The organism is Sporotomaculum syntrophicum, assembly GCF_009932395.1.
GTDB lineage: Bacteria > Bacillota > Desulfotomaculia > Desulfotomaculales > Desulfallaceae > Sporotomaculum > Sporotomaculum syntrophicum.
Genome location: NZ_LSRS01000003.1, coordinates 599699 through 615972, shown reverse-complemented (window position 1 = coordinate 615972; position 16274 = coordinate 599699). Strand labels below are relative to the sequence as shown.

The 16274-nt window shown below is 44.4% G+C and carries 16 protein-coding genes and 1 pseudogene; 15 read left to right on the top strand and 2 right to left on the bottom strand.

Annotated features, from left to right (window positions below; all coding sequences use genetic code 11):
* Window positions 1–19 precede the first annotated feature (19 nt).
* The 6 genes and pseudogenes from SPSYN_RS08005 (at window position 20) to SPSYN_RS07975 (ending at window position 4006) form a co-directional block, all read left to right on the top strand.
* The gene (locus tag SPSYN_RS08005; RefSeq protein ID WP_161821935.1) at window positions 20–160 is read left to right on the top strand and encodes a hypothetical protein; all 141 of its coding nucleotides are present in this window, start codon (window positions 20–22) and stop codon (window positions 158–160) included.
* A gap of 202 nt (window positions 161–362) precedes the next feature.
* Complete coding sequence (locus SPSYN_RS08000; RefSeq protein WP_161821934.1) at window positions 363–623, top strand: hypothetical protein; 261 nt, start codon at window positions 363–365, stop codon at window positions 621–623.
* A 5-nt stretch (window positions 624–628) separates the two neighbouring features.
* Window positions 629–823 (top strand): spore coat protein, encoded by a 195-nt coding sequence (locus SPSYN_RS07995; protein ID WP_161821933.1) that lies wholly within the window; start codon window positions 629–631, stop codon window positions 821–823.
* 151 nt (window positions 824–974) lie between these two features.
* Window positions 975–3072: pseudogene (locus tag SPSYN_RS07985) on the top strand (thioredoxin domain-containing protein).
* Window positions 3073–3375: 303 nt separating this feature from the next.
* Window positions 3376–3618, top strand: a complete 243-nt coding sequence (locus SPSYN_RS07980) for an AbrB/MazE/SpoVT family DNA-binding domain-containing protein (protein WP_161821930.1) — start codon at window positions 3376–3378, stop codon at window positions 3616–3618.
* A complete protein-coding gene (locus tag SPSYN_RS07975; protein WP_243152961.1) occupies window positions 3605–4006 on the top strand; it encodes a PIN domain-containing protein in 402 nt (133 codons plus the stop codon). Before SPSYN_RS07980 ends, SPSYN_RS07975 begins: the two co-directional genes overlap by 14 nt.
* Before the next feature lie 108 nt (window positions 4007–4114).
* Here SPSYN_RS07975 and SPSYN_RS07970 read toward each other — a convergent pair whose 3' ends face one another.
* Together SPSYN_RS07970 and SPSYN_RS07965 are read right to left on the bottom strand one after the other, a co-directional pair.
* On the bottom strand, window positions 4115–6670 hold the full coding sequence (locus SPSYN_RS07970; RefSeq protein ID WP_161821929.1) for a PEP/pyruvate-binding domain-containing protein: 2556 nt from the start codon (window positions 6668–6670) through the stop codon (window positions 4115–4117).
* A gap of 460 nt (window positions 6671–7130) precedes the next feature.
* Entirely contained in the window at window positions 7131–7931 is an 801-nt protein-coding gene (locus tag SPSYN_RS07965) for an IclR family transcriptional regulator (RefSeq protein WP_161821928.1), read from the bottom strand.
* A 384-nt stretch (window positions 7932–8315) separates the two neighbouring features.
* On the opposite strand from SPSYN_RS07965, the gene gdhA reads away from it, so the two are divergent.
* The 9 genes from gdhA (at window position 8316) to SPSYN_RS07920 (ending at window position 16235) form a co-directional block, all read left to right on the top strand.
* Window positions 8316–9650 carry an NADP-specific glutamate dehydrogenase gene (gene gdhA, locus SPSYN_RS07960; RefSeq protein ID WP_161821927.1) on the top strand — a complete coding sequence of 445 codons (1335 nt, stop codon included), beginning with the start codon at window positions 8316–8318 and terminating at the stop codon, window positions 9648–9650.
* Window positions 9651–9846: 196 nt separating this feature from the next.
* Entirely contained in the window at window positions 9847–10431 is a 585-nt protein-coding gene (locus tag SPSYN_RS07955) for an ANTAR domain-containing response regulator (RefSeq protein ID WP_161821926.1), read from the top strand.
* 368 nt (window positions 10432–10799) lie between these two features.
* On the top strand, window positions 10800–12098 hold the full coding sequence (glnA, locus tag SPSYN_RS07950; RefSeq protein ID WP_423828288.1) for a type I glutamate--ammonia ligase: 1299 nt from the start codon (window positions 10800–10802) through the stop codon (window positions 12096–12098).
* Between the two features lie 206 nt (window positions 12099–12304).
* Window positions 12305–12802, top strand: coding sequence for an acetolactate synthase small subunit (gene ilvN, locus SPSYN_RS07945; protein ID WP_161821924.1), 498 nt, complete (start codon window positions 12305–12307; stop codon window positions 12800–12802).
* An 88-nt stretch (window positions 12803–12890) separates the two neighbouring features.
* Window positions 12891–13169: a CopG family ribbon-helix-helix protein gene (locus SPSYN_RS07940; RefSeq protein WP_202623765.1), complete on the top strand. Its 279-nt coding sequence runs from the start codon at window positions 12891–12893 to the stop codon at window positions 13167–13169.
* Window positions 13169–13519 (top strand): type II toxin-antitoxin system PemK/MazF family toxin, encoded by a 351-nt coding sequence (locus tag SPSYN_RS07935; protein ID WP_161821923.1) that lies wholly within the window; start codon window positions 13169–13171, stop codon window positions 13517–13519. Before SPSYN_RS07940 ends, SPSYN_RS07935 begins: the two co-directional genes overlap by 1 nt.
* 171 nt (window positions 13520–13690) lie before the next feature.
* Entirely contained in the window at window positions 13691–14419 is a 729-nt protein-coding gene (locus tag SPSYN_RS07930; RefSeq protein ID WP_161821922.1) for a gamma-glutamyl-gamma-aminobutyrate hydrolase family protein, read from the top strand.
* A gap of 55 nt (window positions 14420–14474) precedes the next feature.
* On the top strand, window positions 14475–15638 hold the full coding sequence (locus SPSYN_RS07925) for an amidohydrolase (protein ID WP_161821921.1): 1164 nt from the start codon (window positions 14475–14477) through the stop codon (window positions 15636–15638).
* A 219-nt stretch (window positions 15639–15857) separates the two neighbouring features.
* Complete coding sequence (locus SPSYN_RS07920) at window positions 15858–16235, top strand: response regulator (RefSeq protein ID WP_161822245.1); 378 nt, start codon at window positions 15858–15860, stop codon at window positions 16233–16235.
* The last annotated feature ends 39 nt before the right edge of the window (window positions 16236–16274 follow it).

The window sequence follows — 16274 nt, the reverse complement described above, 5'->3', positions numbered from 1 at the left end:
CACTAAGGAGGAATTTATAATGGATATCGAAAACAGGAAGCACTATAAAAAAATATTTGAAGATGACTTGGACAATCTGAAGGAAATCGATGAATCCAATGAAGAACGTATGGCTGAGACAATGAAGGCTCTATCAGGTAAGGATGTGCTATATAGATAAACGGTACCAACGGCAATTTAAGCAAAATTATTAACGAAAAAGTATAATCTCTCCAGGTAAAAAGAGGGGATGATTATACTTTTTTTAATATGCAATCGGCAGGAATTAAAGATTTTAAAGGAAACCTTTAATTGGTTCTTTAATGTATATTTTTATTGGTAAGCATACACTCTAAATATAAAAAAGAGAAGAGGCGTTTTTAATGCTAAATTTATTTAATGCAAATAACACAAATCAGCCACAATTACGAGAATTTGATCCTTTAACAGTTCAAAGGATAAAAGAAGGTGCGTACCTTGTAAAAATGATTTCAGAAACTCAAGTTGCAGCTAGAAAATGTGATTTTTACGCCGGCAACACAGTTGACCCAGAAATAAAGAATGCTTTTGAAAATGAAGCCAAATTATTAAAGCAAAGTGCTCGGCTTTTACAACAATATTATGAATCTATAACACTGGAGTGAAAGAAATGAAATTTACGGACATGGACATGCTTCAAGACTATGAAAAAGATACCAGAATGGCCGCAATAGCTTATGCCCTCGTAGAAACAGAGATAATTGACCCAAATCTGCGCAAAATAATGAGTAAAGCCGCCGCTTCTGCAGCAAGGTCCCAAAAAAATTTTATGGAATTAATTATAAAAAAAGGAGATAGGCCATAAATACCACTTCGTAGATGACTTATCTTAATAACCTTTCTGCAACAATATATCCCATATTATAATCCCGATTTTTTGAAGTAAACCAGTAAGAAAGATATTTTTAAGATATCTTTTTTTTTAGAAACACAATATTATTTAGGAGGTGATGCCCATGAAACTCACAGAGAAACCCAATAGACTTATAAACGAAAAAAGCCCTTATCTTTTACAACACGCCCATAATCCTGTTGATTGGTTCCCCTGGGGTGATGAAGCCTTTGAAAAGGCTAAACAAGAAGATAAGCCCATTTTCCTGTCTATTGGGTATTCGTGAGTGTAATTTACCGACTTGTCACTGGTGCCACGTGATGGAGCGGGAATCTTTCGAGGATCTGGAAGTGGCCGGTGTGCTGAACAAAAGTTTTGTGGCCATAAAAGTGGACAGGGAGGAGCGCCCGGATATTGACCAGATCTACATGACTGTTTGCCAGGCTCTGACCGGCCAGGGGGGGTGGCCGTTGACGGTAATCGTGACCCCGGACAAAAAACCGTTTTTTGCCGGTACATATTTCCCTAAACGTTCTCGCTGGGGCCGGCCCGGACTGCTGGATATTTTAGAACAGGTAGCCGATATGTGGGCTGGCAACCGGGATAAGCTCATTCAAGACAGTCAGATGATTACCGAGCAGATTCAATTCACACCGGGCAGCCGACCGGCAGAGAAGCCGTTGTCCGATGTAACCGCCCGCGCGTACAACCAGTTCCGCCGGTCCTTTGATAAACAATACGGCGGCTTTGGCTCGGCTCCCAAGTTCCCCACTCCGCATAATCTGCTTTTTCTCATGCGTTACTGGAAGCAAACCGGAGAAACTGAAGCCCTTGATATAGCCCAAAAGACGCTGCAGGCCATTTACCGGGGCGGCATTAACGACCATGTGGGCTTTGGTTTTGCCCGTTATTCCACAGACGAAAAGTGGCTGGTGCCCCATTTCGAAAAAATGCTCTACGACAATGCTTTGCTGGCTCTGGCCTTTTTAGAAGCCTACCAGGCTACGCAAAAGGACTTTTATGCCGAAGCAGCCCGGCAAATATTCACCTATGTGCTGAGGGATATGACTCACCCCGAGGGAGGGTTTTATTCTGCTGAAGATGCCGATTCCGAGGGGGTAGAAGGGAAATTTTACGTTTGGAGCCCCGACGAAATACGCCGGGTGTTGGGGCGCGAAAACGGGGACATTTATTGCAAGGTTTACGATATTACCGAGGATGGCAATTTTGAAGGGCAAAGCATACCCAATTTAATTGCCTCCTTGCCCGACGAACACGCTGAAAAACTGGGTATGGAAACCGGCGTATTGCAAAAATTGCTCGAGGAAAGCCGGCAAAAGCTGTTTGCCCGCCGGGACGAGAGGGTACACCCGTTTAAAGATGATAAAGTGCTGACGGCCTGGAACGGGCTGATGATTGCTGCTCTGGCCCGGGGGGCCGCCGTGCTTGGGGATGTGCGCTGCCGGGAAGCGGCGGAAAAGGCGGAGCAGTTTATCCGCAACAAGCTGCAGAGACAGGATGGCCGGCTGCTGGCCCGCTACCGGGACGGGGAATCCGGTTTGAACGGCTACCTGGATGATTATGCCTTTTTAATTTGGGGTTTACTGGAGCTATACCGGGCTACCTTCCAGGTGGTTTACCTGAGCAGGGCCATTGACTTGACATATCAGGTGCGGGATTTGTTCTGGGATCAAAAGCACGGAGGGTTCTTTTTCTACGGTACCGACTCCGAGCAGTTGATTGCCCGGCCCAAGGAAATTTATGACGGAGCCATGCCTTCGGGTAATTCCGTGATGGCCGTCAATCTGCTGCAGCTTGCTGCCATTACCGGGGACAAGGAACTGGAAGAATTAGCTGAGTGCCAGATAAAAGCTTTTGCTGGAACTGCTGCCGAGCACCCCGGAGTATACGCATATTTTATGACGGCCTTATTGTTTGCCGGCGGTCCGACCAGCGAAATTGTCATTACCGGTCAAATGAACGACCCGCAGGTGACGGAGATGCTCCAACTGGTCCAACGGCAGTATGTCCCAAACGCTGTACTCATCTACCGGCCGGAAGGGGAAGGCAGCGGATCCGAGGGCGAACAGCTTGAAAAACTGGCACCCTTTACCCGGGAGCAAAAATCCATTGATGGCCGGGCTACCGCCTATGTTTGCCGGGACCGTGCCTGCCGGGAACCCGTTACGGAGACAACCGCATTGGGGAGCCTTTTGCAGTAAATAAATGAAACAGTGTTTTGTCCCGTCTAGCCGGAGTGGTACTGTCCAGTGTCAGAAGCAGCTCTCGCCTATGTTGACATTTAACGGGATGGGGGGCACATTTGTGTCTGCCCTTCCCAACGCTGGGATTATTGATGCAATATGATTGGTTGGAGTCTCTGACGTTGGTCAGTTCGTCAACTGGATATAAGATAAAATAATTTCAGAAGTTATGCATAAGAAAAGTATTTTGTTTTCTATTTACTTTTTTAAATAGTATGACATACTATAATAGTAAAGTTAGAACTTTAGGAGGTGGTCGAGATGTCGCTTGCTAAAATATCGGAAAAGGGCCAGCTTACCTTACCTAAAGAGATCAGGCAAAAATATAATATTAACAAAGCAAGCTATGTACGAATCATTCCTTTGGAAGACGGTGTTAAACTGGTTCCCACTAACCAGAGGGGAATATCCTCATTGCGGGGTGTTGTAAAGGTTGATGGGGAACAAGACTTTAAAGTTATCCGCAATCAGGTAATGGAGGCTCGTTATCGTGAGAACCATTGATGCCAACGTTATCCTGAGATATTTGACTAACGATATTCCTGAACAGGCAAAGCATTCCGAAGATTTACTCAAAAGAGTAGAAAAAGGAAACGAGGATGTATTTTTACCTGATATTATTTTGGCAGATATAATATGGATTCTTGAAGGATATTATAAACAAACAAGAGAAGATATTCGGGAATGGGTCACTGCAATACTAAGTTTGCAGGGGTTGGTATTTTCCGACAAAGACATAGCATTGAACGCTTTGGATATTTATGTGGATAAAAAAATAGATTGGTCGGATGCATTTACGGCCAGTCAAATGCTGCAACGTGAAATAAACGAGATATACTCATTTGATAAGCATTTTGATAAGATTGACGGTATTGCCAGAATTGAGTTATGAAAATTTGTATTATCCATAAAACTTTAAGCCGGGTTTAGCCCGGCTTTTGTATGTAAGCAATTGTTAATTCAAGCACTCGGATGATATAAAATGATGTCGGAGGCGATGTTATATGTGTTTGCATAATAATTTCTGGGTTACAATATCTGAAAATAACACCAGGCCGTCTGTTCTGGCAACATGGATTACGTCGGCAAACTGTATGCTCTGGGGTAAAAGGGCCGCCAGCAAATTTTCTTTATTTAAGACATGTTCGGGGTGAAACACAACACCATGCTGCCCGTTGAAAATAGCCACATAAAATATGCCCGCCTCCACCAGGTTCTGAAAAAAGTGAGTGCCGTAGGATAGCTCGGGTGTAAATCCTGCTGCACAGGAGGCCACCTCACAGATAACCGACATATTGCACAGCTCGGTAAAGTGTACCGGTAAACCCAGTGATGGCGTGGTGGTGCCCCATCTGCCCGGGCCCACCAGCATGACGTTTTTCCCTTTCAGCACCATATTGAGCAAGCCAATTTGCCTGGCCACCGCGCATTTGCTTTGTTCGTTACGCTCCGCATAAGCCTCCGCACCTACATAAACCACAAAATCAATGGGCAAACGCACATTACCGCCCATGAAATTACCCCGAGCAGAGAAAAAACAGTCCTGCCCGTCTCCCAGTTCCGGTATTTGCACCGCGTTTCCCAGGCCTCTGGTCTTTAGCGGGCGGCATTGCAGAAGATTGACTTTAAAACGGTTGTCCGGCGATAAGTTTACTGTAAACTCAATGTCTACCGGGTAATCATAAACCCTGGCCAGCAGTGCCAGCATATCCCGCATCAGTCCCGGGAATTCAGTATCTTTAAGCAGTTTATAAAAATCAAGGACATATGCCGAATGCTTGCCGGTATAGCCAAGCTCGCGCAGGCGGCCGGCTGTTTGGTGGTCCCAAGAGGCAAACAGATTTTTATCTGCTTTAAAATCATCATTAACAATCTCATCCCAGCTATGGCTTGTTAAGGCATTTTCTTTCAAGGAGAGCACATCTACATAATGCTGTGAAAATTTCTTTTTGTCCTCACAATTTACCGGGGGAGTGCGTAAAGGATTATCCAGACCAACAATTCTGGCATAATCGTCCAATGTCCTTTCCACCGCTCTGGTGCCCAACCCAAAGACCAGGCGCAGCATGCCTGCGTTAATATCCATGCTTTTGTCCCAGACATAAAGGCTGGAGGAGTTGCCCACCCCTGCCACATGAGGGAAAAATTTTTCCTCATGATAATCACCGGACACCCGCTGCACCAGGATGGCCATCTGCTCGTCATGCTCAAAAAGTCCCCGGTTCATCCGGTAAGCCAGCGCGTCCTCATTCATAGTGCTGGCATAAACAGTGCGGACCGCCTGTTCAAAGGCCGCATAACGCTCTTCGGGTGTACCCTGATTCACGCAGAACACGCTTTCATATTTCCCTGCGAAGGTATTGCCGAAATTATCCTCCAGCAGGGAGCTGGAACGTACAATAATAGGTGATTGTCCGAAGTATTCAAGCATGCGCATAAACTTTTCCCGCATAGTTTTTGAAAACTTGCCGTTTAAAATTCTTTCCCTCAATTCAGGCGCGTATTTAAAATAGCCTTCTTTCGTCTTCTGCCTGGCGCGCAGCTTCCAGCAACCGTTTTGCACTAGATATGTATAGAAAATATCCGCTCCCAGATAGTAAGAGTCATGGGATTCTAAAAAGGGTTCAAAGCGACCATGACCCTCCAGCAACAGAATTTTCCGTGCCACGAGCATACCTACGCTTTTACCGCCAATAAAGCCCGACCCAATTTCTCTGGCTGCAATGTCTAAAATGTCCCTTAAATTGAAATACCGGTCGCACAGCTCAAACATTCTGGACTCGTTGCCAATGAGCATAGTCATTAAAAGCCTTTTGACTTTTTCCTGCTCTTTTTGCCCGGAAACAAGCGCATCTTTAGCCTGGTTAATAATAACATCCCAGTAATCCGGCCTTTCCTCACCGCAGTTAATGCTGGAGAACAGCTCGGCAGCCTCGGAACTGGCCGTGATGCAGACAGCATCTTGACCTTGAATCAAATGCGGTAAAAACATGGTGGGCGAATAACGCTGCCAGACTTTAAGGGGGTGGATATAATATTGGTTCTTTACTTGATATAAATCCAGCAGCAGCTGTGTTGTCTCACGGATACACGCAATGGTGTCGTAAGTGTGTACATTGCGTATGATGCCAAAATAAGCTATGGTGTCCAGTTCATACAGAAACGGACAAGACACTTTGAAAAAATTACTGATCATTAAGTCGGAATACCAGTACGCCAATAAATCACTCAGACAGTCAAAAACATAAAAGGTTCCGGGGCCTTCCTGCTCAACCAGTTTGTGTACCGCTGTAGCAAAGCTTTCAAAGCCTCTTTGCGTTTCCAGAGAATAAGTTTTAACCTCCGGGCTGTCCTCCAGCAGCGGCGCATGGCTGCCAAAACGAACGTAAACCAGCTTTCTTTGGTCCAGCCTGGTCTGAGCTACATAGGGTTCAACGATTTTCCGGTAATCTGAAACCGAATCTACTTGCCATACCACATTATCGCCCGGTCGCAGCATGTCGATGACCCGGTCTAAACCTTTCAGGCCCGTGCTTATCTTATTGTCGATGTTCATAGCGCACCTCCTTTGGACAAGTCGACAAATAAAATTCCCGATTGCAGGTGCGGGGTATTCTGGAATTATGATGAAAGAAGAAGGAAAGAAGGTATATTTATATATTCAAATGTTGCAGTTAGTTTAAGAAAGTTTAAGCCTGACCCCTTTGTATTTCACTTTGTTGAAGTTATTCTAACTTTTCTTGGTTAGTCAGTCAATAGAATATGGTTTCACGATATGAAATTTTCATAACTTTACACGCATTATCAAAAAAAATTGCATACACAGTGCGGGATTATCGTATTTCATTATATGGAAAGATATTTTGTTTGCTGTGATAAGTAATCAATCGGAATTATTTGACCTCTTGAGTATTTATTATGGGAGGGGATGGAAAGATGAAGATGTGTATCGCAAATAAAAAAGGAGCCTGGTCTAAAAAACGACCATGCTCCCAAAATACAGGTGTCTGAGGCCATTACTTCCCGTTATAGCCCAACTGAATAGATATTTTATTAGCGGCATTCTTTACAGCATCCACCAGTTCATTCTTGATAAAAGGTGTGGTGATACGGATACTGGGCCCCGAAATGCTCAACGCCGCTATAACTTTACCTTCATAGTTATTAATCGGCGCCGCCACGCACCGCACTTCTTCGTCTCGCTCTCCAAGGTCCAAACCATATCCATCCCGTTTTACCCTGATAAGCTCTTTTAAAAGCAGTTCCGGATCGGTAATGGTTTCATTGGAAAACTTCTTTAAATTCATGTTGTAGACTAAATTTTCCAGTTTGTCCTGGGGTAAAGCGGAAAGTAAAACCTTACCGGAACCTGTACAATAGGCAGGACCACGGTTACCTGTACGGGCAAACATCCTGACCAGCACCATATTGGTTGATTCGACCTGATCTATATAAACCACCTCGGAATCGTCCAAAGTGGCTAAGTTAACCGTTTCATTATATTTTTGCTGCAATTCTTCCATGACAGGACGGGCGATGGAACGCAAATCTTTGAAATAAATTGCAGCATTGCCAACTTGAAAAGCTTTTATCCCCAGCCGGTACTTGCTGTTTTCAGTGTTTTGTTCGACAAAACCTCTCTGTATCATGGTATATAGAAGCCGGTGGGCAGTTCCCAGGGTAAGGTTTGTTTTTTGTGCTATTTCCGTAATGGTAATGGGCTCACCCGCATCGGCCAAGGTTTCTAGAATAAATAGAGCTCTGTCTACTGCCTGAACTGTTTTTGCATCATCACCATTGGTTCCTTGTTTAGCCATTTTCATCAAATCTCCTTAATATTAAAATAGCTTTTCAAAATTGTATACAGAACACAGAGAAGCTGTCAAGGTATTTATGCAGTCTAAGACTTGCGTAAACATTCATGTATTATGTATTTTATCTTAATAGCTTACCCAAAAAACTTTTCTTTTTTGTTGCAGTGTGATAATATATTTCACGATAAGAAAGTTGTTTCTATTTTATCAAGGAAGCTGTAAGCTAGAATGTCATTTGGTAAAGACTGAACTTCAACTATATAAATTATTAACCAACTATACTTAAATGTCAAATTAAGACTCTCTCTTTAGAAAGATGGCGAGCTGAAACAACAAGAACATTATCAAAGCAATTAAATCTAAACCAAGATTTAGGAGGTTTATACAATGTCCTACGTACAAAACGTTCTCGAACAAGCGATTAAGCGCAATCCGGGTGAAGTTGAATTTCATCAGGCTCTGAAAGAGGTTTTAGAATCTCTTGAGCCGGTTATCGCTCAACGCCCGGAATACGAGAGAGCCGGAATTCTGGAAAGAATCGTTGAACCTGAGAGAGTAATCATGTTTCGTGTACCCTGGGTAGATGACCAGGGCAATGTGCAAGTCAATCGCGGTTTCCGGGTGCAATTCAACAGCGCTCTCGGGCCATATAAAGGCGGTCTGCGCTTTCACCCGTCCGTTTACCTCGGGATCATTAAATTCCTGGGCTTTGAACAAATTTTTAAAAACTCTTTAACCGGACTACCCATTGGTGGTGGTAAAGGCGGCAGTGACTTTGATCCTAAAGGCAAGTCCGATAATGAAGTAATGAGATTTTGTCAAAGCTTTATGACTGAACTTTATCGTCATATCGGCGCCGATACCGACGTCCCTGCCGGGGATATCGGAGTCGGTGGTCGTGAAGTAGCCTATTTGTATGGACAATACAAAAGAATTACCGGCCTGTACGAGGGAGTTCTGACCGGTAAAGGCCTGACTTTTGGCGGCAGCTTAGTGCGGACACAGGCCACCGGTTACGGCTTGGTCTACTTCATGGATGAAGCAATCAAAGCCCGGGGTAAATCCTTTAACGGAGCAACCGTAGTTGTATCGGGTTCCGGTAACGTTGCTATCTACGCCACCGAAAAGGCACAGCAGCTCGGCGCCAAGGTGGTTACCCTTAGTGACTCTAACGGTTATATCTATGATAAGGACGGCATTAAACTTGATACAGTAAAGCGGATTAAGGAAATTGAGCGTAAACGCATCAGCGAATATGTCAAAGAGCACCCAACAGCCGAATATTATGAAGGCTATAGTGATATTTGGTCTGTCCCCTGTGACATTGCTCTGCCCTGTGCAACGCAAAACGAATTGGATGGGGAAGCTGCTAAGACTCTGATTAAGAACGGCTGCTTTGCAGTTGGCGAGGGCGCTAATATGCCGTCGACTCCTGAAGCTGTTGAGGTATTTCTCGCCAACAAGACGATTTATGCCCCCGGCAAAGCTTCCAATGCCGGCGGTGTTGCATGTTCAGCGCTGGAAATGTCCCAGAACAGCATGAGATATTCCTGGACCTTCGATGAAGTAGATGCCAAGCTGAAAAATATTATGATCGGTATTTATAATAGTGCAAGTGAGGCAGCTAAAGAATTCGGCATGGAAGGCAACCTCGTTGCCGGAGCTAACATTGCCGGGTTCCTGAAAGTCGCCGATGCTATGATGGCACAGGGGATCGTGTAGACGTTTAAGTATAAAGAAGTTTTCGCATTATGAAAACATGAATCATTGCTTTTCCAAAAATTATTGATATAATTTATTTGAGTTAAAAAAAATATCAGGATACAATGACGTGTCCAATAATGGCAATGGTTGCCCTGTGTAGTTGATTGTATAACTACACGGGCATTTTTATTTCTTTATATGGGGGGCAGCCTGCATGGGTGAATACAGGGTAATACTGGTCGATGCAGATAATGTATGGCGAAAAAATGTAAAGGCGATGCTCACCAAGTATGGCCACTGGGTGGTGGGAGAGGCCGGTGACGGCCTGAGCGCGATAAAACTGGTGCGCAGCAGAGAACCTGATCTGCTTATTATCGATGCCGCGCTGCCGGGGGGTATGGACGGGATGCAGGTGGCTAAAATAGTACACGAAGATAAACTGGCACCAGTTATTATTACCAGCACCTCCGATGAGCAGGTCATATTAGAGCAGGCCAAGGAAGCAAGGGTATCTGCTCTGTTAATCAAGCCTTTGGGGGAAATGTCGTTATTACCGGCGGTAGAGTTGGCCATAGCAAATTATCACGAGATTGCCGCTCTGGAGGAAAAGATTAAGGATTTGCAGGAAACCCTGGAAACCAGAAAAATTGTGGAACGGGCCAAGGGTATATTGATGGAAACCCAGGGACTAACTGAAGCCGAAGCCTTTAAACGCATACAACGCCAGAGCATGAACAAGCGAGTAAGCATACGCCTGGTGGCTGAAGCGGTTATAATGGCCCATTCATTAAATAAGTAGCAAAAATACTGACATATTGACATGCTTGTGCTAAAATATGTTTTAGCATATAATTTATTTCAGCAAGAAGTTAATTGGTACCGTCATAGCCTGTTAATATTATTAGTAATACAATTATTAGTAATACAAAATATGTTGACACAAACAGTCAGATAAATTCAGGCAGTTAAAAACTAAAAAATATTTTACGGTACAATGGCGTATCATAAATAAGGGCAATGAAGCCCACCTGGCAGTTATTAGCAAATTCTGTCAGTGTGGGTTTTTTTAGTAACTTCATTATATTGGTATACTCATTGTGCCTCTTAGCTTGAAAAAGAGAGGTGTGACTTACGGTGCCGTTATTTACTAGCGATGATGTGCGCACTATGGTAAAAGATTACGGTGTTAAATTTGTACGTTTGCAGTTTACAGACATATTTGGTGTGTTAAAGAATGTTTCCATCACTGTAGAGCAATTAGAAAAAGCCCTGAATAATGAATTAATGTTTGATGGTTCATCAATAGAAGGTTTTGTACGCATTGAAGAATCCGATATGTACCTGTATCCCGATCCTTCAACTTTTGTAGTATTCCCCTGGAAACCTCGGGACGGCGCAGTAGCCAGGCTAATTTGTGATATATATAATACCGATGGTACACCCTTTATCGGCGACCCGCGTTATGTTTTGCGCAGGGCTATTGCTGAAGCGGCGGAAATGGGATATACAATGAACGTTGGTCCTGAAGCTGAATTTTTTTTATTTCACGTTGATGAGGCCGGCAGGCCTACTACCATTACCCATGACCGGGCCGGTTATTTCGATATGACTCCTGTTGACTTGGGTGAAAATGCTCGCCGGGATATGGTGCTCAATTTGTCGCAAATGGGTTTTGAAATTGAAGCCTCCCATCACGAGGTGGCACCGGCCCAGCACGAAATTGATTTTAAGTATTCCGATGCCCTGGATATAGCCGATAAAGTGGTAACCTTTAAGTTTGTGGTGCGTACCATTGCCCAGCGACATGGATTAGCCGCCACTTTTATGCCCAAGCCGGTTTTTGGTATAGCCGGATCGGGAATGCACCTAAACCAGTCGCTGATGAAAAACGGTACCAATGCCTTTTATGATCCCGGTACACCGAACAAGCTCAGCCAGGATTGCCTTTATTATATTGGGGGAATAATGAAGCATATTCCAGCCATCACGGCTATTACCAATCCTACCGTAAACTCTTATAAAAGGTTGGTTTCAGGTTATGAGGCGCCCGTATACGTGGCCTGGTCTTACCGCAACCGCAGCCCGTTAATTAGGGTACCGGCCAAGCGTGGACAATCTACCCGTATTGAGCTGCGCAGCCCCGACCCGTCCTGCAACCCGTACCTGGCTCTGGCGGTATGCCTTAAGGCCGGACTTGACGGTATAAAAAACAAGATAGAACCACCTGCACCCTGTGACCGCAATATATATGAACTGACGCCTGAGGAACGCGCTGAACTGGGCATAGCGATATTGCCCGAAAGCCTGAATGATGCCACGTACCAATTGTCTATTGACCCGGTTATTACTGATGCCCTTGGCCAGCATGTCATGCAGCGCTTTATGGAAGCCAAGCGTATTGAGTGGGACAACTACCGGCAGCATGTGCATCCCTGGGAGCTGGAGCAATACCTTTCCAAGTTTTAAGTAGCATAAAATTACATAAGCAGGTCTGCTAAGTCAGGCCTGTTTTGTGTTCTATTGCTTTTGCCAAATAATATTTGGGTTGGCTGCTTACATGTGTTAAAATGTTTTTAACCAATAATAATTAGCTAGTTGGGTGCACTCAGTAACCGTTAGACTGGGGTAAGTTTGCTATAATCCAATTAACTAAACTAGGGAGGAAAAACCGTATGACTCATACGCTCGCAGTGATAGCTTTAAACAAACCCGGCGTTTTAGCTCGTATTGCAGGATTATTAAACAGGCGGGTATTTAATATCGAAAGTATTGCCGCCGGTTATACCGAAGAACCTGATGTCTCCAGAATTACCCTTGTGGTAAATGGGGACGAGCGAGAACTGGAGCAGGTTATCCACCAGCTATCCAAACTTGTGGACGTGCTTAAGATAACAAAGTTGAAGGATGGCGATTCCATTGAAAGAGAACTAGCTTTAATCAAGATAAAAGCAAGACCGGAATCCCGCCGGGATATCCTGGATATCGTTGAAATATTCCGCGCCAGTATCGTGGATGTTGGCCAGGATACGATGGTCATCCAGGTTATTGGAAACGGGCAGAAGATTAATGCTTTTACACAGGTCATAGAACATCAAGGAATTGTTGAAATGGTGCGAACAGGTAAAATTGCCCTCTCTCGCCAACCTTCGGCAGCGAAGGATGAAAAATAAAAGATTATGTTGACATAAGGTGATATAAAGAGTATATAATTATATATATTTGTTTTATATAGATTTTGTATACTGGAGGTTGTTACAGGTGGCACAAGTAAAGCGTATCATGATCAGCCTACCGGATTATCTGCTAACCGAGATAGACTGCATTGCAGCGGCTGAGAAGCAAAATCGGAGTGAATTTGTCCGGGAGGCCATGAAGCTTTACCTTGCCGAGCGAAGACGTCAGATATTAAGGGAACAAATGAAAAAAGGCTATGTGGAGATGGCTACCATTAACCTGTCCCTAGCCGTTGAACAGTACAGACTTGAATCCGAGGTGGCGACGGTATTCGATGAGTCTGTGGCAGGAGGCAAGCGATAATGCAAATACGCCGTGGTGAAATCTATTACGCCGACCTCAGCCCCGTAGTGGGGTCGGAACAGGGAGGTACGAGACCGGTATTAATAATACAAAACGACATAGGCAACCAGTACAGTCCAACCACAATTGTTGCCGCAATTACCTCACAGATATCAAAAGCTAAGCTACCCACGCATGTGGAACTCCCAGCTGAAAAAGATGGATTGGGCAAAAATTCAGTTATTCTTTTAGAACAGATCCGTACCATCGACAAAAGCAGGCTGCTGGAAAAGGTAACTTCACTACAAACCGATATGATGGCCAAGGTTAACCAGGCAGTTGATATAAGTTTGGGTCTTGTGGATATCTAATACATACATATGATGTTTAGCATGCATAAAGTAATACATATCTTTGGTATATAAAGCCGAAACCTGAAACAGGTTACGGCTTTATTATATTGAACACAAAATTAAGTTTGTACCGGGTGCAAAAAAATGTCCCTCCTCCCATATAGTTTATAAAGGGAAGGGGGCTAACTGATGTACCCATTAATAGGTATTACGTGCAATTATGATGAAACTACAAATAGGTACACCATTGGTGAGGACTATGTACAGGCAATTCAGGCAGCCGGCGGGTTGCCTCTGCTCATACCATACTTAAACGATGAGCATACTGGGCATATACTGGCCAGGCTGGACGGTTTGCTTCTCTCGGGCGGAGGTGACATCGACCCATTTTTTTTTGGCGAAGAGCCTTGGCCGGTAAACGGCTATATTGACCCTTTGCGAGACATGTTTGAAATACGGCTGGCCGGTTTGGCTTTAAAGCTTGGTATTCCTATACTGGGTATCTGCAGGGGTATGCAGGTGCTTAACGTTGCTGCAGGGGGAAGCGTTTGTCAAGATATAAGCCTGAACATCAACCGGCCCCTACAGCATATGCAACAAGCTCCACGCTGGTATCCTACCCACCATATCAATATAATCCGGGGTACACGATTACAGCGTATCTTAAATCAGGATAATATCAGAGTGAATTCTTTTCATCACCAAATAATTGACAAACTAGGCCAAAACATGTTAGTATCAGCTTTTGCCGGGGATAAAGTACCTGAGGCAATTGAAGGCGAGGGAGATAAAAACTTTATACTGGGAGTACAATTTCATCCCGAAAATATGTACGGTAAATATTCTTTCATATTAAGTATCTTTATTGCTTTTATTGAAGCATGCAGGCATTATTTGTCGAGTAAAAATTACGCATAATTAAAGGGAAAAAAACAGCTACTGTGGAAACATACATTATGTTGGAGATGATAATTTGCAGGCGATCGTAAATGGAGAAATTTGGACTATGCACGGACCGCGCCTGCGGCAGGGGACTGTGCTTATCGATGACGGAAAAATTATCGCTGTAGGAGAAAACCTTGCCATCCCCTGCGGGTCTGAAATATATAATGCAGCAGGTATGGTGGTCGTACCCGGTTTTATTGACGCCCACACTCACCTCGGTATATTGGAAGAGATATACGAAGAAGGGGACGACTTAAATGAAATAACCGACCCCATCACGCCGCACTTACGAGCTTTAGATGCCATTAACCCAATGGATTTGGCCTTTCAAGACGCGTTGCATGCAGGGGTTACCACCGTAGTTACCGGCCCCGGCAGTGCCAATATATTAGGCGGGGAAATGGTGGCAATGAAGACCTGTGGTTCAGTGGTGGACGATATGGTGGTCAGTTGTCCTGTGGGCCTTAAGGCCGCCCTGGGTGAAAACCCTAAGCGTGTATATGGGCCTAACAAAAAAACACCGGTAACCAGAATGGCTTCAGCGGCTTTGTTAAGGGACGTTTTGGTACGCGGCCAGCAGTACCTGGAAAAACAGTCCAGGGCACTTACCGGTAAAACAGAACCCCCGGAGCAGGATTTAAAACTCGAATCCGTAGCACGGGTAATACGACGCGAAATACCATTGCGTGTGCACGCCCACCGGGCTGACGATATTATGACCGCACTGCGCATCGGCCGCGAATTTAACCTTCGTTTAGTTATTGAGCATTGTACCGAAGGCCATCTGGTAGCGGACAGGCTGGCTGCTGCAGGCGTGCCTGCCGTGGTTGGTCCGGTATTAATTAACCGGGCAAAAGTTGAACTGATGGGGCGTTCGCTAAAAACCGCAGCGGCATTGGCCGCCAGAGGCGTAAGCTTTGCCATTATGACCGACCACCCGGTGGTTCCTGTACAATACCTGCTTATCTCCGCCGGGTTAACTACCCGCGGCGGACTCTCCGAAGAACAGGCCATGAGCGCCATTACCATTGGTGCAGCCAGGGTGCTGGGTTTAGAAGAACGTATTGGCAGCATCGCACCAGGTAAAGATGCAGATATAGTATTATTAAGCGGTCACCCGTTTTATTTAGGTACTGTTGTTAATGGGGTATATATTGGAGGAAAGTTAATTAAAGTAAGCAATAACCATTAAATAAAAAAATTATAAAATTTTGTTTATGGAAAAGAAGGATTATACTAAAGCATGTCGAAGATAATTAAATATGATTTTGGTATAAATATACTGTAAAACATATAAATGTCATAATTTGCATAAATAGGGGGCGGGCATATTATGGGCTCAAGTTGCATGGATATAATGGTCGTTGATGATCTACCAGCAGCCAATTCATCGGCAGCAAAAACTCGTTGCATGGATGTACTGGTTGTTGATGATCACCCTGGGGTCCGTTATTTACTGGATATTGTAATTAGGGAAGTTGGTCACCGGGTACACACAGCCCAAAACGGCCTTGAAGCAGTTGAAAAGGTGCGTACCATAAGGCCCAACCTTGTTTTTATGGATGTGCGTATGCCTTTAATGGGTGGATTGGAGGCACTGAGTAAAATAAAAAAAATGTATCCCGATACCCAGGTGGTAATCATGACGGCTTACGGCTCTGATGATACTATCCTGCAGGCACAGAAACAGGGCGCGCTTTGTTGTATGGCTAAACCCTTTGATGTTGATAGTATAAAAGATTTTTTAGAAGATTTTACTCACCGGACCTCCCAAGCCAAGATAGGATAGACAAAAACGGACAATTATGTCCGTTTTTTTGTCTGTACA